Origin of the sequence: Kouleothrix sp. (assembly GCF_046328425.1) — a bacterium.
Taxonomy (GTDB): domain Bacteria; phylum Chloroflexota; class Chloroflexia; order Chloroflexales; family Roseiflexaceae; genus Kouleothrix.
This window is the reverse complement of record NZ_JAXLWP010000022.1, coordinates 26,495-44,048: the sequence shown is the minus strand read 5'-3', so window position 1 is coordinate 44,048 and position 17,554 is coordinate 26,495. Positions and strand designations below refer to the sequence as shown.

At 67.1% G+C, this 17,554-nt stretch carries 13 protein-coding genes and 1 tRNA gene; 7 read left to right on the top strand and 7 right to left on the bottom strand.

Features of this window, described 5'->3' with window-relative positions; translation table 11 throughout:
* Positions 1-1,008 precede the first annotated feature (1,008 nt).
* The gene (locus U0177_RS19685; protein ID WP_409572369.1) at positions 1,009-3,876 is read right to left on the bottom strand and encodes a class I SAM-dependent DNA methyltransferase; all 2,868 of its coding nucleotides are present in this window, start codon (positions 3,874-3,876) and stop codon (positions 1,009-1,011) included.
* A gap of 208 nt (positions 3,877-4,084) precedes the next feature.
* Between U0177_RS19685 and U0177_RS19680 the strand changes: the two genes are divergently transcribed.
* A tRNA-Arg gene (locus tag U0177_RS19680) sits at positions 4,085-4,160 on the top strand.
* Between the two features lie 83 nt (positions 4,161-4,243).
* On the opposite strand, the gene U0177_RS19675 is transcribed toward U0177_RS19680, so the two are convergent.
* Both U0177_RS19675 and U0177_RS19670 read right to left on the bottom strand, forming a co-directional pair.
* Positions 4,244-4,408: a hypothetical protein gene (locus U0177_RS19675; protein ID WP_409572368.1), complete on the bottom strand. Its 165-nt coding sequence runs from the start codon at positions 4,406-4,408 to the stop codon at positions 4,244-4,246.
* 125 nt (positions 4,409-4,533) lie between these two features.
* Positions 4,534-5,067 carry a GNAT family N-acetyltransferase gene (locus U0177_RS19670; protein WP_409572367.1) on the bottom strand — a complete coding sequence of 178 codons (534 nt, stop codon included), beginning with the start codon at positions 5,065-5,067 and terminating at the stop codon, positions 4,534-4,536.
* A gap of 378 nt (positions 5,068-5,445) precedes the next feature.
* On the opposite strand from U0177_RS19670, the gene U0177_RS19665 reads away from it, so the two are divergent.
* From U0177_RS19665 to U0177_RS19655, 3 genes are all read left to right on the top strand, one after another.
* Complete coding sequence (locus U0177_RS19665) at positions 5,446-6,501, top strand: agenet domain-containing protein (protein ID WP_409572366.1); 1,056 nt, start codon at positions 5,446-5,448, stop codon at positions 6,499-6,501.
* A gap of 6 nt (positions 6,502-6,507) precedes the next feature.
* Positions 6,508-7,725 carry a lycopene cyclase family protein gene (locus tag U0177_RS19660; RefSeq protein ID WP_409572365.1) on the top strand — a complete coding sequence of 406 codons (1,218 nt, stop codon included), beginning with the start codon at positions 6,508-6,510 and terminating at the stop codon, positions 7,723-7,725.
* A gap of 352 nt (positions 7,726-8,077) precedes the next feature.
* The gene (locus U0177_RS19655) at positions 8,078-8,983 is read left to right on the top strand and encodes a diguanylate cyclase (protein WP_409572364.1); all 906 of its coding nucleotides are present in this window, start codon (positions 8,078-8,080) and stop codon (positions 8,981-8,983) included.
* Here the strand turns inward: U0177_RS19655 and U0177_RS19650 are convergent.
* From U0177_RS19650 to U0177_RS19640, 3 genes are all read right to left on the bottom strand, one after another.
* The gene (locus tag U0177_RS19650) at positions 8,967-9,917 is read right to left on the bottom strand and encodes a ring-cleaving dioxygenase (protein ID WP_409572363.1); all 951 of its coding nucleotides are present in this window, start codon (positions 9,915-9,917) and stop codon (positions 8,967-8,969) included. The two genes, U0177_RS19655 and U0177_RS19650, sit on opposite strands and share 17 nt — an antisense overlap.
* Before the next feature lie 394 nt (positions 9,918-10,311).
* The gene (locus tag U0177_RS19645) at positions 10,312-10,956 is read right to left on the bottom strand and encodes an alpha/beta hydrolase (RefSeq protein ID WP_409572362.1); all 645 of its coding nucleotides are present in this window, start codon (positions 10,954-10,956) and stop codon (positions 10,312-10,314) included.
* Positions 10,957-11,015: 59 nt separating this feature from the next.
* Entirely contained in the window at positions 11,016-11,465 is a 450-nt protein-coding gene (locus U0177_RS19640; protein WP_409572361.1) for a MarR family winged helix-turn-helix transcriptional regulator, read from the bottom strand.
* Positions 11,466-11,822: 357 nt separating this feature from the next.
* Between U0177_RS19640 and U0177_RS19635 the strand changes: the two genes are divergently transcribed.
* Both U0177_RS19635 and U0177_RS19630 read left to right on the top strand, forming a co-directional pair.
* Positions 11,823-11,993 (top strand): hypothetical protein, encoded by a 171-nt coding sequence (locus tag U0177_RS19635; protein ID WP_409572360.1) that lies wholly within the window; start codon positions 11,823-11,825, stop codon positions 11,991-11,993.
* Positions 11,994-12,156: 163 nt separating this feature from the next.
* Positions 12,157-12,552: a response regulator gene (locus U0177_RS19630; protein ID WP_409572359.1), complete on the top strand. Its 396-nt coding sequence runs from the start codon at positions 12,157-12,159 to the stop codon at positions 12,550-12,552.
* A gap of 123 nt (positions 12,553-12,675) precedes the next feature.
* On the opposite strand, the gene U0177_RS19625 is transcribed toward U0177_RS19630, so the two are convergent.
* On the bottom strand, positions 12,676-16,137 hold the full coding sequence (locus tag U0177_RS19625; protein ID WP_409572358.1) for a PAS domain S-box protein: 3,462 nt from the start codon (positions 16,135-16,137) through the stop codon (positions 12,676-12,678).
* Positions 16,138-16,495: 358 nt separating this feature from the next.
* On the opposite strand from U0177_RS19625, the gene U0177_RS19620 reads away from it, so the two are divergent.
* Positions 16,496-17,467 (top strand): hypothetical protein, encoded by a 972-nt coding sequence (locus U0177_RS19620; RefSeq protein WP_409572357.1) that lies wholly within the window; start codon positions 16,496-16,498, stop codon positions 17,465-17,467.
* The last annotated feature ends 87 nt before the right edge of the window (positions 17,468-17,554 follow it).

Here is a 17,554-nt window from a genome sequence, read left to right as displayed (position 1 = left end):
ATGGGGCCTGGGGCGAAGCCCCAGCAGGGAGATGCAGGGGCGGCTGCCCGCCCCTTTGCGCGGGGTACGGGGCGCAGCCCCGAAAGCCCTCAGGCGCAGAGCGGGGCACGGGGCGCGCAGCCCCCGAAAGCCCTCAGGCGCAGAGCAGGTCACGGGGGCGCAGCCCCCGGCGCAGCCCGAGAGGGAGAAGGCGCGCACGATGCGCGCCCTACGGGAAAGGCCGTGCCAACATCAACGCCGTATGCTCATGCCTCAAGAGCAAACCATCACCCGTACCCGCGCCACGAGGCATCCGCCACCGGCGTGGCACATGCACCGGCATTCATTATGGGGCCTGGGGCGAAGCCCCGTCAGGGAGATGCAAGGGGCGGCTGCCCGCCCTTTGCGCGGGGCACGGGGGCGCCGCCCCCGAAGCCCTCAGGCGCAGAGCAGGGCACGGGGGCGCAGCCCCGAAAGCCCTCAGGTGCAGAGCGGGGCACGGGGCGCGCAGCCCCCGAAAGCCATCCCAGGGGCGCGTAGCCCCCGAAAGAGCATCGGACGTTGCGGGGTGGCGGACGGACGTTGCGGGGTGGCGGACGGAGGCTGCGGGGTGGCGGACGGACGTTGCGGGGTGGCGGACGGACGTTGCGGGGTGGCGGACGGACGTCGCGGGGTGGCGGACGGACGTTGCGGGGTGGCGGACGTAACGTTGCGGGGTCGCGGACGGACGTTGCGGGGTGGCGGACGGACGTTGCGGGGTGGCGGACGGACGTTGCGGGGTGGCGGACGGACGTTGCGGGGTGGCGGACGGACGTTGCGGGGTGGCGGACGGACGTTGCGGGTGAAAGCAGGGACGCGATCGATCGCGCCCATACAGTGCCTCCCGGCAAAAATGGTATCATCGCCCGCGATGCAAACTTCGTAAACATGGTGAGCGAAGCTTCCCTCCCCCGACATCGCTGCGAACAGCGTTAAGGGAGTTGACTAGCAAAAACGAATATACTCCTCCGCTGGATGGTATTATCGCCTCTACTCTTCTGTACTGTCCTCTTCTCCCTCCACCACCGGCGCCTCGCTCTGCCCTGCCGCCCGCTCCAAGTTGAGCGCCAGCAGACGCGCCAGTATCTCGTCGTCGCTCAGGTCGTGCGGCCACCCGTAGGCGTCGAACACCGCCGCGTCGAGCCGCTTGTGGATGAGGTCCAGCCAGTCGGGGCGCCTGTTGTAGAGGTTCGTCAGCGTGCGGTCCTTCAGCTTGCCGCCACCGCTGGCTAGCTCTTCGGCCGAGGGGTTTAGCCACTCATCGCGCAGGCGCACCAACTCGCGGGCAGCGTCCGCGATAGCCTGCACCTTCGGGTCGCTCTGGTCTTCCTTGCCGGGCGGCCAGGGGAACGGGAAAGTTTCGAAGCAGGTAGCAACAACGTAAACAGGTCTACCGCCTTCAGCGCCGTCACCGTGAGTAGATGCTTGCGCTAAAGCCCAAACCTCGTGAAGCCGCGAGTGAATCACACCGAACGCAAAATCATCATCGCGCGCAACGACACAGAGTTTATGATCTGGCAACGCTGGAGGCTGTAGCCATACGAAAACCCGATGCTTTGCGACCCTCACCGTAGCGATATAGCGGAACAGTCCCTTTATCGCCGCGCGCATACCAGGGCGGGGCCGCGTGTGGAGCCACCACTTCTCAGCAGTGTCCGCCTCCCGATTTTTCACCCGCTGCGGATATACGAACTGCTTGATGTGAGCAAAAGGCAGCTCATACTGTGCCGCTTGAGCTTCAGTCATATCGACACCAAAATCGATAATCCATACGTTCCGCGAACGGGAGGTAATGTCGACGCCGTTCACTGATGGTCGTACAACTTCCGAATTTGGGCGACCGTTGGGGTTGTCTGTTGCAGCGAGCATCTCGAGAGCGAGTGTCGCCGGTATGTCGAAAGGCCCTGCCTTTTGGCTACCAACAAAGGCTATATTGCTATTCTCGCGAAGGGGCCGCGCAGCCGTTAAATCGACTGCGGCGGTTAAATCTGCGTTGATTGCACCTGCACTTTTGCCATCGTGAACGCGCACTTGTTCTTTGCCGCTATCAAACCCCACCATCGAGACGCGCACAGCAGCACCATCGAGCACCCAAGGGCGGTCGGCCCACGCCATAAAGATGTCCCCGGTTTGCTTAATACGTTCGAGCACCTTCCGATTGGCGCCCGCTCGAATAGATTGAGTGCTCAGGAGGCCGGCGCGCTGAACGTGTCCGTTCGCTATCCGCTCTCTACTCCGCTCGAACCAGTAGGTTACGAGATCCGCTCCACCTGGAACACGCCCTTGGTAAAGTTTCCAGAGGCTCTCGGTGTAGGTGTCACCAAGTTCGCGCCGCAATTTACTGCCACCCAAAAACGGCGGGTTCCCGACAATCACATCCGCCTCGGGCCACTCCGGCTCGGCGGGCTGGCCGTTGAGGTCCGCCGCCAGGATGGCATCGCGGCACTGGATGTTCTGCAACGATTGAAGCACCGGCTCCTCGATGTCGTAGAAGCCGTTGGCGCGCTTCCACTGCAGGTAGCCGATCCACACCACCACCTGCGCCAGCTCGGCCGCGAACGGGTTCTTCTCCAGGCCGTAGAGCTGGGCCGGCGAGACGCTCAGCTCGGGCTGCTGGAGGCCCAGGCCGCCCGCAAACGTCCATACCTGTTTCTCAAGGTCCTTCAGCACGTTGAGCGAAACATACAGGAAGTTCCCGCTGCCGCAGGCCGGGTCGAGCACGCGCACCTTCGCGAGGCGCTCGGTAAACTCCAGCAGCATCCCCTCGGCCACACCCTTGAGCTGGCGCTGCCGGTTGGCGCTGACGCCCTCGGCCAGCCACTGCTCGCGCAAGGCAGCTACGCCGGCCTTCACTTCCTCCCACTCGCGGCGCAGCGGCTGCATCAGCACCGGCTCGACAATTAGCAGGATGTCGTCGCGGCTGGTGTAGTGTGCGCCGAGCTGCGACCGCTTCAATGGATCCAGGCTGCGCTCGAACAGCGTGCCGAAGATCGCCGGCTCGACCTGGCTCCAATCCAGGCGGGCGGCATCCGCAAGAAACGTCAGCTCGTCGGCGTTCAGCGCCAGCGCATCGTCGTCGTTGAACAGCCAGCCGTTGAAGCGCGGCACCTTCTCCATCCCGAAGTAGTCGCCGGTCTTCATTGCGCGGAACAGCGCTCGCGTGCGTGGCACAAACTCGCCGGGCTTGAGCACGGCCTGCTTGATGCTTTGCGACATCAGCTCGGCCGGCAGCACCTGGATGTCCTCGGCAAACAGCGCGAACAGCACCTTCATGAAGAAGTGGGCGATCTCGCTCGGCGCAAACCCGCGCTTCTCAAGAAACTGGGCCACCTGCGCCAGGCGCGCCGCCGCCCGCTCGGTGATCGTCGCCTGCCGCTCGACTGGCCGTAGCTGCTCGGGGTTGCTGAGCACCTGGCGCAGCAGCTCGCGCGTGTCGGCGTTCTGAAGGTCGGCGTTCTTGAACGCGACCACCTTCGAGGAGAAGCCGGTGAACTCGATATGCACCTCGTAGCTGGCGATGTCGCAGGCGACGAGGATCGGCGGGTTGTCGAGGTCGGCGCGGTAGAGCGTGAGCTGCTGGTAGGCAGCCGTCAGGTCGGGGTACTTCCCCTTGGTCTTATACTCCCAGGCGAAGCGATCCTTGTACCAGACATCCGCGAAGCCCTTGCCGCCGCCGGATTTCGCGAGCGGCTTCTCGAAGCGGAAGAACGTGCCTTTGGGGTCGGCGTCGAGCGGGGCCTTCACGCCGAGCAAAGCGCACAAGTCGTTGAAGTGCGACTGCGCGACCGCTCGCTCGTTGACGGTAACGGCATCCCACTTCTTGACAAACTCCTGTGCGCGGGCGGCGATGTCGGTCATCGTTGGGCCTTTTTGCTGAGCGGCGGTGTCGCTGATTATTCTACACCAGGGGAACGCTGGTTGTGAAGTGCGAGATACGCAACCATGCGTTCCCCTCCCCTGGCAGGCGCAGGGGGAGGCATCGCACGACCTGCGCACTATTGACGAAAGCCGCGATAGCCACTACAATACGGCCCCACAGCCTGCGCGCAGCCAGCAGGCGGCACACGGCCCGGTAGCTCAGTGGATAGAGCACCAGTCTTCGGAACTGGGTGTCGGGGGTTCGAATCCCTCCCGGGTCGCCAGCCATACCAGCAGCAAGCCCCGCACGACACTGATCGTGCGGGGCTTGCTGCCTTGAAGCCCAGTGAGCAGTGCTGGCCACCGCCTACTGAAACCGACGCGAGAGCAGCAGAAATCCCATCGCGACGAGGAGCAGCGCCCAGTTCCACCAGGTGCCCGGCGCAACGAAGTTGAGCGCCAGCGAGGCCGCGACGCACACGAGGCCTGCTACCGAGAGGACGACCCGCAGCCGGCGGTTTGGTTTGCTCATCGATACAGCTCCAGTTGGTGGAGGTTCGAGGGCGGCTTCGCCGCCCCCGAAGTTCGTATTGTGTTGCACGACGTGGCGAAGCCACACAGTGCACCACAAACTATACGTGATCAAGCGAACAGCGATCATACCAGCTGCCGGGCGAAAAAGAGCGCGATCTCGCTCCCCGCCGATCCTTGCGGATCGTACAGCGTCGTATCCAGCCCGCAGAACTGAAACCCAACCCTCTGATAGAACTGGATCGCGCCGTAGTTGACGTTCTGGGTTTCGAGCCAGAGGCAGCGCGCCTGCCGTTCCCGCGCGGCCCGCACCACGTCGTCGATCAAGGCGCGGCCAGCTCCGCGTACGCGGTACGGTGGGGCAATGTACAGGTGCCCAAGCACGGCGCGGCGATTCCACAGCTCGAGCTTCAAGGCCGCCACGCCAACCAGCGTCTCCTCGATTTCGGCGACGACGACGTGATCGAACGTCGGGAAGCCATCCACGTCGTCGGCAAGCTCATAGGCTTTGTGCAGCGGTGGCGCGATTGCGGTGTCTTCCAGCCGAACCGACAGGCCGCTCACCACAGCCTGATACACCCGGCCGGTCGTGAAGGAGGTGTCGAGCGCGCAGAGTGCGGCGCGATCATCTGGCCAGCGCAAGGGGCGAAGCTTGACCATTGATAGCAGCTCCGTTTGATCTCTTTCGCTCTATGATACCACCTCCGTTTGATTATGTTCTTCGGGGCTTACGCAGTTGCAGGGCTCGTGCAACGTCTGTCGACCCCTCCCCCTACCCCCTCCGCTGTCAGAGGAGGGGGTAAGGGGAGTGAGGGCCGACGTTGCACGAGCCCTGTACGCAGTTGGCGCTCACAGCCTTCGGCAGAGCGGTACTATGCTCCGTATCGTGTGCGGTTTTCCGCGCTGTGCGCGGAAAACCCCACACAGAAATTGTTAATTGTTACTGTAGTGGTATAATCGCAGCCGCCCCGCACGCACCTGCGTTCACGCCACGTGTTGCCCGCCGCGGCTGTACATAGCAAACAGAAAGCAACGACCGTGACACACTCGCCTACCCTTGGCTGGAGCCCCGAGCGCACCTGGCTATTCGCGGTTGGCACACTGGAATGGCAGCACGCCGAGGACTTCGCTTCCTTCCCTAAAGAGAACCGCCGCGACGCCGCGCTGGTCGAGTTCTTCCGCGCGCAGGGCCTTCCGGCGGCGCAGATCGTCTACCTGCAAGACCGCCAGGCCACCACGGCGCGCATCCAGCATGCGCTCGAAGCCCAGCTCGCCGCCGCCGGCCCCGGCGACCTGCTGGTGCTCTACTACTGCGGCCACGGCTACCGAACCGACAGCGGCGCGGCGTGCTTCGCCAGCTACGACGCGGGCGCGGCGAACAATGCGGGCTGGGCGGTCGAGAGCATCCCCGCGACGATCGAGCGCTGCTTTGGCGGCGCGCGCGCCCTGCTGCTGGCCGACTGCTGCTGCTCGGGCAGCCTGGCCGACGCGATCACCCGCCAGGCCAAGAAGGTCGCCTACGCCTGCCTGGCCTCCTCGCTGGCGAACGAGTCGTCGACCGGCAACTGGACGTTTACCGAGGGCCTGCTGGCTGGGCTGCGCGGCCAGGCGTTTGTCGACGCCAACGGCGACAGCACGATCTCGCTGCGCGAGCTGGCGGCGCAGATCGCCGAGAGCATGGCCTTCGCCGAGGAGCAGATCGCCACCTTCGCCACCACCCCCGGCTTCGACGCCGACATCGTCGTGGCGGCGGCGCGCCCGCGGCTCGACCCGCGCGTCGGCCAGCGCGTCGAGGTGCTTTCGGCGGGCGAGTGGTACCCGGCGCAGATCATCGACGCGCGCGCCGGCCAGCTCAAGGTGCACTACTACGGCTACGAAGAAAGCGACGACGAGTGGGTGGCGGGCGAGCGCACCCGCGCGCCAGTGCGCCCGGTGTACGCGGTTGGCGCGCGCGTCGAGGTGCGCTGGAAGCGCACGTGGTACCCCGCCAGGGTTGTGGATGTCCGCTCCGGCATCCACCAGATCAAGTACGACGACTACGGCCCCGAGTGGAACGAGTGGGTCGCCTCCGAGCGCATCCGCCCGGCCAAGTGAGCGCATATGCCAGCGTACGACTATATCATCGCGGGCGGCGGCGCGGCCGGCCTGAGCCTGGCCTACCAGCTGATCAACAGCCCGCTGGGCGACCGCGCGATCCTGATCGCCGACAAGGGCAACAAGCGGCAGAACGATCGCACCTGGGCGTTCTGGGCCGACGAGCCCACGCCGTTTGAAGCGATCGTATACCGCTCGTGGGAGCAGCTTCAGCTAGCCGACGACGACAGCGCGCAGCTGATCGACCTGAAGCGCTACCGCTACCAGATGATCCGCGGCATCGATTTCTACCGCTTCGTCCACGCCGCGCTCGCGCGCTGCCCGAATGTGACCATGCTGCAAGGTACGGTCGAGCAGATCGCCGACGACGAGGCCTGCGCGCATGTGATTGTCGACGGCCAGCGCTACAGCGGCGCCTGGGTGTTCGACAGCGTCTTCCGGCCGGCCGAGGTTGCCGAAGACGCGCGCCACCAGTACCTGCAGCTGCACTTCAAGGGCTGGGAGATCGAAACCGCATCCGATGCCTTCAACCCCGCAGCCGCCACGCTGATGGATTTCCGCACGCCGCAGGAGCGCGAGACGCGCTTCTTCTATGTGCTGCCGTTCTCGCCACGGCGCGCGCTGGTCGAGTTCACCGCCTTCGCCGACGACCGCTTCAGCAACACCGAGTATGCCGAGGCGCTGCGCGAGTACCTGGCCGACGTGCTGCACATCGCCGAGTACCGGGTCGTCGCCGAAGAGCAGGGCGTCATCCCGGCCACCGACCACCCGTTCCCGCGCCGCCTGGGCCGCCGGGTGATGGCGATCGGCACCAAGGGCGGGCGCGTCAAGCCCAGCACGGGCTATGCGTTTGTACGCATCCAGCACGACTCGTCGGCGATCATCCGCTCGCTGATCGAGCACGGCCACCCGTTCGACGTGCCCGAGGACGCGCAGCGCTACCGCCTGCTCGACGCGGTGATGCTCGAGATGATGGATCACTATGGCGACCAGCTCAAGCCAATCTTCACGGCGATGTTCGAGCGTAACCCGATCGACCGGATCTTCCGCTTTCTCGATGAAGAAAGCTCGCCGCTCGAGAACGCACAGCTGATTGCCACGCTGCCGCCGGCGCTGTTTGTTCAGGCGGCGTTGCAGTGGCAGTTCACGCACAATACGCCGCTCAGGCCGTTCGCCAGGCTGTTTGAAGAGCCGCCGGGCGAGCACGACCGCGCCGCAGAATAATGCCCACGGCTCGTGCAGCGTCTCGCCGCCGCTCCCTCCGCCGCCTATCAGCGACAGGGCTCGTGCGACGTCTTTCGACCCCTCCCCTCTCAGGGAAGGGGGTAACACATCTGGCTGTGTGGTGCGGTCGCGGCGGCGACCGCACCCACAGCCAACAATAATCCCCTCTCCCGCGTGCGGGAGAGGGGAAGGGGTGAGGGCCGGCGTTGCGCAGGCACTGAGCGAAGGCAGCGCACCCAAGTGCGTGCTCGCTATGCTACAATAGCGCCAGTTCCTTGGCGCCCAATGCTGAAGCCGGGCGCGTTCTCCGGAGGCGCCGCCGGCAGCATGCCAGGCCGCCTGGGTTCAAACCATGCAGATACTGATCGTTGACGACGACCGCATCCAACGCCACATTTTGTCGAAGCAGCTCGGCCAGCTTGGGTATAGTGTGCGCGAGGCCGACGACGGCGCGCTAGCGTGGGCCATGCTGCAGGAAGCGCCTGCGCCGATTGTGGTGACGAACTGGAGCATGCCCGGCTTCAACGGCCCCGAGCTGATCGCCCGCATCCGCGCGGCGCGCTTTCCCGGCTACACCTATGTCATCCTGCTCACCGCCAAAGACGGCCGCGACAACATCGTGCGCGGGCTCGACGCCGGCGCCGACGACTACCTCATCAAGCCGTGCGACCCGAGTGAGCTGCGCGCGCGCGTGGCCATCGCCGCGCGGATCGTCGACCTCGAGATGCGCCTGCGCACCGCGCGCGACACCGATGGCCTTACCGGGCTGCTCAACCGCATGGCGATCACCAACGCCGTCGAGATCGAGCTGGCGCGCGCGGGTCGCGAGGGCACGTCGGCGGGGGTGGCGCTGCTCGACGTGGACTATTTCAAGCAGGTGAACGACCAGCACGGCCACCAGGTCGGCGACATGGCGCTACGCCATGTCGCCGTGGTGGTCGCCCGCAACATCCGCCCATACGATCTGCTGGGCCGCTGGGGCGGCGAGGAGCTGCTGCTGCTGCTGCCGCGCACGACGCTGGCCGAGGCCACCGCAGTCGCCGAGCGCGTCTGCGCCGGCATTGCCGCAGCGCCGATCGACCTGGGCCAGGGCCGGCAGCTGCGCCTGAGCGCCAGCCTGGGCGTCGCCAACACTGCCGGCGACCCGACCTGCCCGCTGGATACGCTGGTGCAGCGCGCCGACGCGGCGCTCTACCAGGCCAAGGCCGCCGGCCGCAACTGCGTGCGCGCTGCGCAGCCCCCTAATCGAGCGGCTTGAGGTTCGCCACAATCGCAGCGCGCTGCGGCTCGAGAAACGGCGCCAGCACGATCTTCTCGCCCAGCGTCGCCGGGTCTTCGTCGACGGCAAACCCCGGCTCGTCCGAAGCAATCTCGAACAGAATGCCGTTTGGCTCGCGGAAGTACAGGCTGCGGAACCAGTAGCGGTCGATCTTGCCGCTGTTCGGAATGCGCAGGCTGTTCAGGCGCTCGGCCCAGGCGTCGTACTCGGCGAATGTGGGCGTGCGCAGCGCGACGTGGTGCACCCCACCCGCGCCCGAGCGCGCTGGCGGCAGATCAGGCTGCACGGCCACGTGCAGCTCGGCGCCCGGCCCGCCCGCGCCCATCGCATAGACGTGCACGGCGTGGCGATTGTTCTCGGGGTGGGCGTAGCTGCGCGCCGGCTGCATGTTCAGCACGCGCTGCAGGATCGCGTCGGTTGGCGCAAGCTCGGGCACGCTGAGCATGATCGGGCCGAGCCCGCGCACCTGGTAGGCCGCCGGGATGGGGCTGCGATCCCACGGGTGCGCCTCGCCCGCGCCGCCGTCGTCCACCAGCGCCAGGCGCTGCCCCTCGTGATCCTCGAAGTCGAGCGTAAGCCGGCCATCGCGCTCGGCAAGCTCGCCGGCCGCCACGCCGCGCTCGCGCAGGTGCCCGGCCCACCACGCCAGCGCCTCGGCGCCGGCCACGCGCAGGTGGGTGCGCGTGATCGCGCGCGTGCCACGCCGCTCGCGCGGCACCGGCCAGTCGAAGAACGTCAGGTCGCTGCCGGGGCTGCCCTGCGCGTCGGCATAGAACAGGTGATAGGCGCTGACGTCGTCCTGGTTCACGCTGCGCTTCACCAGGCGCATGCCCAGCGTCTGCGTATAGAAGCGGTAGTTATCGCGAATCTGCGCCGACACGGCGGTCAGATGGTGAATGCCTAGCAGGTTCATGGTCTTCCTCCAAAGTAATAGACATAGGAGCTACGTAGCTGCGTGCGGAAAACCACACGCAACACACAAGGATAGTAACGCTCTGCCGAAGGCTGAGCACGCCAACTGCGTTTGTCCTAAGAGACTGTTTGAAAAGCCAGTGTACCACCAAGGCACCAAGGCACCAAGCGCTCATTCGCTGAAAAAGCACCAACACGACATACTCGATCGTGGTGTCTTCGTGTCTTGGTGGTTACTTCTCAAACAATTTCTAAGAAGCTGTTTGAAAAGGGTGGTTTGGAGGGACGAAGTCCCTCCAAGTTTCCACTTTTCTGGCGGGTGGCCGCCACCCGCCAGAAGGGAAGTGCGAGGGCTATGCCCCTCGCGCACCCCTTCTCAAACAATTTCTAAGACATTAGGGGTTACGCACTCGCGGCGCGTGCTCGAGCAGCCAGCCAGTGGCGGCGCGCACCTCGGCCGGGCTGAGCGCGTGGCCGCCCGGCTCCCAGTGCAGCGTCACCGCCGCGCCGGCCTGGCCCAGCAGCTCGGCCAGCCGCTCGGTCTGCGCCGGCGCGACCATCTGGTCGAAGCGGCCGGCGCCGAGGAACACCGGCACGCCGCGCAGGTCGGGCGAGCGATCGGGCTCGAACGGCACCATCGCGTGGAACAGCACCGCCCCGGCCAGCACGCTCGGATGGCGCAGCAGCAGGCTTGCGGCGATGTTCGCGCCATTCGAAAAGCCCACCGCAATCACCTGCCTGGCGTCGAGCTGATAGGCCGCGCAGGCGCCGTCGACAAACGCGGCAAGGTCGTCGGTGCGGCGCCGCAGGTCGTCCTGGTCGAATACGCCTTCGGCCAGGCGGCGGAAAAATCGCGGCATGCCACGCTCAAGCACCTGGCCGCGCGGGCTGAGCAGCGCGGCGCCGGGGTGCAGCGCGCGGCCAAGCCCCAGCAGGTCGTGCTCGTTGCCGCCGGTGCCGTGCAGCAGCAGCAGCGTCGGCGCGCCCGCCTCGCGCGCCGCGACGAACTGGTGAACAAACGAAAGGGTGCCGGTCTCCATCTAGCGCCTCTCCTTCTCCGGGGCAGTGCTGTTTAGCACTAAACTTGAAAGCCAAAAAACTACGATGGCAGGTTCTGATCGAGCTTGCGCAGCAGGCGCAGCAGCTCGTGCTGCTCGTCGGCCGAAAGCGGCGCGAGCATACCGGCGATCAGCGCCTCTTGCTGCGGCACCACCGCCGCGAACAGCTCCTGGCCACGCTCGGTAAGCGAAAGGCAGTTGGTGCGGCCCTCCTGGCGCCGCGTGATCAGGCCATCTTGCTCGAGCCGGTTCAGCAGCTGCGAGATGTTGCCTTTCGTCACCAGCAGGGCGTTCGCCAGCTCCTGCTGGCTGATGCCGCTCGCCGCGCCGACCTGCGCCAGCACGTCGAACTGCGCGGCGTTCAGGCCGTGCTGCCGAAAAAAGCGCTCCGAGCGCGTGTCGACCTTCTGGAACACGCGCGCCAGCCGCAGCCATGCCAGCACTGCCGGCTGCCGCAAGCTCGATCGGTGTGTGTGCGCAGTTCGTTTCATGGCAACCAGTTTAGCACTAAACTTTGTTTGTGTCAAGCGGCCGCGCGAGGACACCAGGGCTCGTGCAAAGTCGCCCCTCACCCCCTACCCCCTCTCCCGAGCGCGTGCGACCGCACCACACAGCCAGATGTGTTTCCCCTCCCCTGATAGGGGAGGGGGGAGGGAGAGGGGTCGAAAAACGCTGCACGAGCGCCTGTGCGAGGCCACGCCCTGTGGCGCAGCGGCGCTTGTAGGGGAAATACCTGACACAGTGCCCAGTGTTTTCCTTACAACAGAATCACCAGGATATGGTTATAGTGCTAGGCAACCTCAGAGCCACGATCTTCGCCGAGATGCATAAGCAGCGATGGAGTAGAGGTGGCGTGGTGGGATACGATTCCCATTTTCATCACCAGCACCGACACATGCGTGCTGGATCTGCTCGCCGCGCCGCTCAAGCACCTGAACCGCCGCTGTTTCGCGAAGCCGTTTGATGTCGATCTATTTCTGGGGTGCGTGTTGCAGGCACTTGACACAGCCAGCCAATAGACTTTATTGGAAATAACAATGGTGGGAGTTTGGGGGCCGCACGCCCCCAAGAATCCTCTCTTGGTGGGGCAAAGCCCCTTCGGCTCCCCTATTTCCGATAAAGTCTAATGGCGCGAACCTATAGAGTTACTTGAGCTAGTACCCACAGGATAGGAAGCGCACTATGACACAACCAGTTGTGCGGCGCCGTCGCTCGAAGCACCCAATGATTGTCGTGATCGGCGGCGGCCGCATTCTACCCGAGTACTTCAACCAGCAGCTGCGCGGCCCGGCGTCGTGCGAGATCGTGACAGCCATGCTGCCAAGCGAGGTATTATGGCGGCTCGGGCGGCAGCGCGTGCCTGTGGTGATCTGCGACGACACCGCGCCGGGCATGCGCAACTTTCAGCTCATGCGCGAGATCAAGGCGCGCTCGCCGCAGACATGCGTGGTGCTGGTGGTGCCCAGCGGCTCGCCCGACCAGGAGCAGCGCGCCAAGGCGGCCGGCGCCGACGTGTACCTGCCGCAGACGTTCGCGCTGCGGCGCCTCCAGCTGCTGCTCGACAGCATTACGATCTGATGTGGCGCTGCCAAAGCCGGCAAGCCGATCCATTACCCATGCGCCGCCTACCCGGCAGGGTTTGCGGGCCGCTGTGGCGGCTGCCGACCGGGTGCGTACCCCGCGCCAGACATGGCGTGGCCGCTACAGCGTGGGGTGGGCGCGCTCGGCCATGAGCGCCTCGATGGCGCGCTCCAGCTCCTGCTCGATGCGCTCGAACAGCCCGGCAGCCTCGTGCTGTGTGCGCTGGCGCGCGTTCTGCTCGAGCTCGGCGCAGCACGCGGCTAGGTCGGTGGCGCCGAGGTTCAGGCTGCTGCCGCGCAGCCGGTGCGCCAGCGCCGCCGCGGCTTCCATGTTGCCGCTGGCCAGCGCAGCGCGCAGCGCTGCCACCTGCGTGTGCGCGTCGGGCACGAACATGTCGATCAGCTCGCCGAGCATGTCGGGCTCGCCCGGCGACTGGAGCGCGCGCACGTGCGCCAGCGTCTCGCGGTCGAGCTGCGCCGGCGTGCTGGCCGATGGGCCACGCAGCCAGCGCGCGAGCACCAGCTCGAGATCGGCCCGCCGCACCGGCTTGCTCAGGAAATCGTCCATACCCACCGCAACGCAGGCCTCGCGGTCGCCCGGCATGGCGGTGGCGGTCATTGCGACGATCGGCGTGTGCCTGCCGCTGGCGCGCTCGAAATCGCGGATCGCGCGGCTGGCCGCGAACCCATCAAGCTCAGGCATCTGGCAGTCCATCAGGATCAGTGCGTAGGGCGTTCCGGCCACCACCGCCTCGAGCGCGGCGCGGCCGTTCGCAGCCAGATCGGCCTGGTAGCCCAGCGCGGCCAGCTGGCGCTGCGCCAGCTGCCGATTGACGGCGTGGTCGTCGGCTACCAGAATGCGCAGCCCCACCAGCGGCGCGGGCTGGGGCTGTGCCGGCGTGGCGCGGCGCTCGCTGGCATGCTGGCCCTCGTGTGCCAGCCGCACCAGCGTGTCGAGCAGCGGCCCCTGCCGGATCGGCTTGGTCAGGTATGCTGCGAAGCCGCTTTGCAGCGCCTGCTCGCCCTGGCCGCGCTCGTCGAACGCCGTGAGCAGAACGCGGCGCGTGTGCGCGATCGCCGGGTCGCGGTCGATCGCGCGCGCCAGCGCAAAGCCGTCGAGCTCGGGCATGGCCAGGTCGGTGATCACCAGGTCGTAGGGCGCGCCGGCCGCAGCCGCGCGCCGCAGCATTGGCAGCGCGGCGCCGCCGCTCTCGCAGCCGTCGGCGCAGGCGCCCCAGGCGCGCAGCACCCGCACCAGTATATCGCGGCTGGTGCGGCTGTCGTCTACCACCAGCAGCCGCAGCCCCGCCAGCCCAGCCGGAAGCGCGCGGCCGGCATCGGCAGGCTGGCTAGTGAAGCGCGCAGTGAAGCTGAAGCTGGTGCCCTGGCCTTCGCTGCTGGTCAGGCCGATGTCGCCGCCCATCAGCTCAACCAAGTGCTTGCAGATCGCCAGACCCAGGCCAGTGCCGCCGTACTTGCGCGTCACCGAGGCGTCGGCCTGGCTGAATGGCTGGAACAGCCGCCGCTGGTCGGCCTCGGATATGCCAATGCCCGTATCCTGCACCACAAAGCGCACCAGCACGCTCGTGCCGCTGGCCTCGGCCAGCTCGGCGCGCACCACGATCTCGCCCTGTTCGGTGAACTTCACCGCGTTCCCCAGCAAGTTCAGCAGCACCTGGCGCAGCCGGCCGGCATCGCCGCGCAGCCGCCTGGGAATATCCGGCGCCACGAATGTCAGCAGCGCGAGCTTTTTCTCGCGCGCCCGGCCCGTCAGCAGCTCGGCGCTGCCCTCGACAACCGCCAGCAGGTCGAGCTCGGCCTCGTCAAGCTGCAGCTTGCCCGCCTCGATCTTCGAGAAATCGAGAATATCGTTGATGATCGTCAGCAGCGCCAGCGCCGATTCGTGCACGATCGTCGCACACTCGCGCTGGTCGGCCCGCAGCTCGGTGTCCAGCAGCAGCTCGATCATGCCGATGATCCCGTTCATGGGCGTGCGGATCTCGTGGCTCATGGTCGCCATAAACGCCGACTTCAGCCGCGATGCTTCGAGCGCCTGGTCGCGCGCCTGCGCCAGCTCGGCCTCAAAGCGCTTGCGCTCGGTGATGTCGAGCGTGATGCCCTGCATCAGCAGCGGCTTGCCGCCGTCGTCGTATACGACGTGGCCGGCGTCGCGGAACCATACCACCCGGCCGTCGCGCGTGAGCGCGCGGTACTCGGCCGGGATCGGCTGCACGCTGGTTTGCGCGTCGTTCACGCGCGACAGCACATACTCGCGGTCGTCGGGGTGGATCTGCTTGAGCCAGAGCGTCGGGTCGGCCAGCCACTCGGCCGGCGTAAAGCCGAGGATGCTCTCGATTTGCGGGCTGATGTAGCGCGTGCTGCTGCTCTCGTCGACATTGGCGGTATAGATGATCGCCGGGATCTGCTCTACCAGGCTGCGGTACTGCGCTTCGGCGGCGCGCAGCGCCTCTTCGGCCTGGCGCCGCTCGGTGATGTCTTCGACGACATAGGCGAAGCGCGGACGGTCGCTCGCTACGCCCGCGATCGGCCCCAGCGTCGCGCGGCGCCAGCACATGCGCCCGCCGATCCGCCGCTGGTACTCCAGGCTGGCCGGGCCGCCACGCCGCAGGCTCTCGCGGGCCATCTCGAGCCATGGCACTAGCTCGTCGCGGCTGAGCCAGCTGCTCAGCGGCTGGTTCTGCATGCCGGCCTGGCTGAGCCCGAAGCGCTCGGCGCCTTTCTGGTTCACGCCCACGAACAGCAGGTCGTCGTCGGCAAGCTCCAGCACGCCCATGAGGAATGGCGTGCTGTCGTAGAAGCTGCGCAGCGTGGCCTCGCTGGCGCGCAGCGCCTGCTCGGCGGCGCGGTGATCGGTCACATCCGCGCCGGTGCCGATCAGGTACTCGGGCGCGCCGGCCGCGTCGCAGATCGCGGTGTTCGTCCAGGCGATCAGCCGGCAGTGGCCGTCGCGCGCGATCCATTCGTTCTCAAAGGCGATCGGGAACTCGCCGTCACACAGCCGCCCGAACATCGCGCGCACCGCCGCGATCTGCTCGGGAGGCAGCAGCAGATCCCAGAACACCCTGCCACGTACTTCGTCGAAACAGTAGCCCGAGGCCTGCTCGCAGGCGCGGTTGAAGCGCACGATCCGCCCCTGCCGATCGGCTACGATCACCAGGCTGCTGATCGTCTCGACCACTGCGGCGGCGAAGTCGTGCTCGCGCCGCGCCGAGCTGGCCACGCGGCGCGCGGCCCGCGCTGGGCGCCTGCGCACCGCATCGCCGAGAAACAGCAGGGTTTGCGTTTCGGCCACCGGCAGCAGCCGGCCGCGCAGCCGCAGCCCTCCGGCGCGCGCAACCAGCGTCGCGCATACGTGGGCGCTCAGCGCCTCGTAGGTTGCGGGCGGCGCCGGCCGCTCGATCCTGAACGCCTGGTCGAGCGCCATGCCAGGCGCCAGGCTGGGGTAGCGCTGCCGCAGCGCCGGGCCGATCTGCACGACACGCAGCTCGCGGTCGAGCATAAGATGCATCGGGAACGCGCGCGCCAACGTGTCGGGGGCGATTCCAAGCGATGAAGTGGACACGCCCGATCCTCCTGTAAACACACATATCGCATATGCCAAAGGCCGCGCCGCCGGGCTCGCGCCCCGCGCGGCGATCTGCAGCATAGCACGCGCGCGCGCGAAACAATAGCGTTGGGCATCGCAAAATTGGAGCGATTTGGTGTCGAAATGCGTGCTTTTGCCTGGCTACGCGTGCCACTAGCGGAGAGGAAAGCAGGCCGTGCCGGCGAGCCATGGCCTGTGCGCATGCCTCAGGGCAGCGCAGCACCGGCCGCCGCTCCCTGAGGCATGCGCCACCGGCGCCGGCCTGCCAACCACGCGCGCCAAACCTGCTACCATGCCCGCGCTCGCCCAATGAAACCACGAAATGGAGCCAACCATGCGCCAGCCATTTACCTCCGCCGACTGGGTCGGCGCCGCATTCGACGCGCTCTGCCCCGGCCGGCACACGCTGGTCGGCGCCGCGCGCCTGATCGACGAGCGGCAGACCGCGTATCAGCACCTGGTGATCGCCGACGTGCCGGTGCTCGGCCGCGGCCTGTTCCTCGACGGCAATGTCCAGCTGATCGCCTGCGGCGAGCAGGCCTACCACGAGCGCCTGGCGCTGCTGCCGCTGCTCGCCCACGATCGGCCCGGCGAGGTGCTTATTCTTGGGGGCGGCGACGGCTGCGCCGCGCGCGAGGCGCTGCGCGACCCGCGTGTCGAGCGCGTCACGCTGGTCGAGCTCGACGGCGCGGTGATCGACGCCTGCGCGGCGCACTTGGCCGAGCTTAATCGCGGCAGCCTGGCCGACGCGCGCGTGCGCGTGGTGGTGGCCGACGCGCGCGAGTTTCTGCGGCAGGCGCCGCTGGCCGATTACGCGGTGGTGATCGTCGATTTCCTCGATGCCTACAGCGCCGCCGACCTGGCGCTGTACGAGCAGGTGCTGGCCGAGCTGGCCACCGCTGTAGCGCCGGGCGCGATCGTCAGCCTGCACGGCGACGCCGGCAACCCGCCCTACTGGTCGGCGCTGCGGCTGCAGGCGCTAGCGGCGCGCCACTTCCGGCATGTGGCCATGCACAGCGCGTTTGTCAACTGCTACGCTAGCGAGTGGGGCTTTCTGCTGGCCGGCAATGGCGCGCCGCCGGCCGAGTGGTTGAGCGCCGGGCGCATCGCGGGGCAGGCGGCGGCGCTGGCGCAGCCGCTGGCCACGATCGTGCCCGAGCTGTTTCCTGCGGCGCTGCGCCTGGCCCCGCACACGGCCGCGCTGGCCGCCGAGCTTGCCGCCGACCCATACTTGCTGCCGGCGGGGCACCAGGCCGAAGCGCGCTGGGTGCCGGGCGGCGAGGCCGCGCATACCAGCTCTGTTTGATCACTTTTGTGTTGCGATGCCCTGTCCGGCTTCGCCGGGCAGGGCATCGCAACAAGGTCGGGGGCGGCTTCGCCGCCCCGACCCCCA

Excerpts from the sequence above, each read along its gene's own strand:
- U0177_RS19675 (WP_409572368.1), bottom strand. The coding sequence starts at position 4,408 with ATGAGCAAACCAAACCGCCGGCTGCGGGTCGTCCTCTCGGTAGCAGGC.
- U0177_RS19650 (WP_409572363.1), bottom strand. The coding sequence starts at position 9,917 with ATGAACCTGCTAGGCATTCACCATCTGACCGCCGTGTCGGCGCAGATT.
- U0177_RS19645 (WP_409572362.1), bottom strand. The coding sequence starts at position 10,956 with ATGGAGACCGGCACCCTTTCGTTTGTTCACCAGTTCGTCGCGGCGCGC.
- U0177_RS19640 (WP_409572361.1), bottom strand. The coding sequence starts at position 11,465 with ATGAAACGAACTGCGCACACACACCGATCGAGCTTGCGGCAGCCGGCA.
- U0177_RS19660 (WP_409572365.1), top strand. The coding sequence starts at position 6,508 with ATGCCAGCGTACGACTATATCATCGCGGGCGGCGGCGCGGCCGGCCTG.
- U0177_RS19630 (WP_409572359.1), top strand. The coding sequence starts at position 12,157 with ATGACACAACCAGTTGTGCGGCGCCGTCGCTCGAAGCACCCAATGATT.
- U0177_RS19670 (WP_409572367.1), bottom strand. The coding sequence starts at position 5,067 with ATGGTCAAGCTTCGCCCCTTGCGCTGGCCAGATGATCGCGCCGCACTC.
- U0177_RS19685 (WP_409572369.1), bottom strand. The coding sequence starts at position 3,876 with ATGACCGACATCGCCGCCCGCGCACAGGAGTTTGTCAAGAAGTGGGAT.
- U0177_RS19655 (WP_409572364.1), top strand. The coding sequence starts at position 8,078 with ATGCAGATACTGATCGTTGACGACGACCGCATCCAACGCCACATTTTG.
- U0177_RS19620 (WP_409572357.1), top strand. The coding sequence starts at position 16,496 with ATGCGCCAGCCATTTACCTCCGCCGACTGGGTCGGCGCCGCATTCGAC.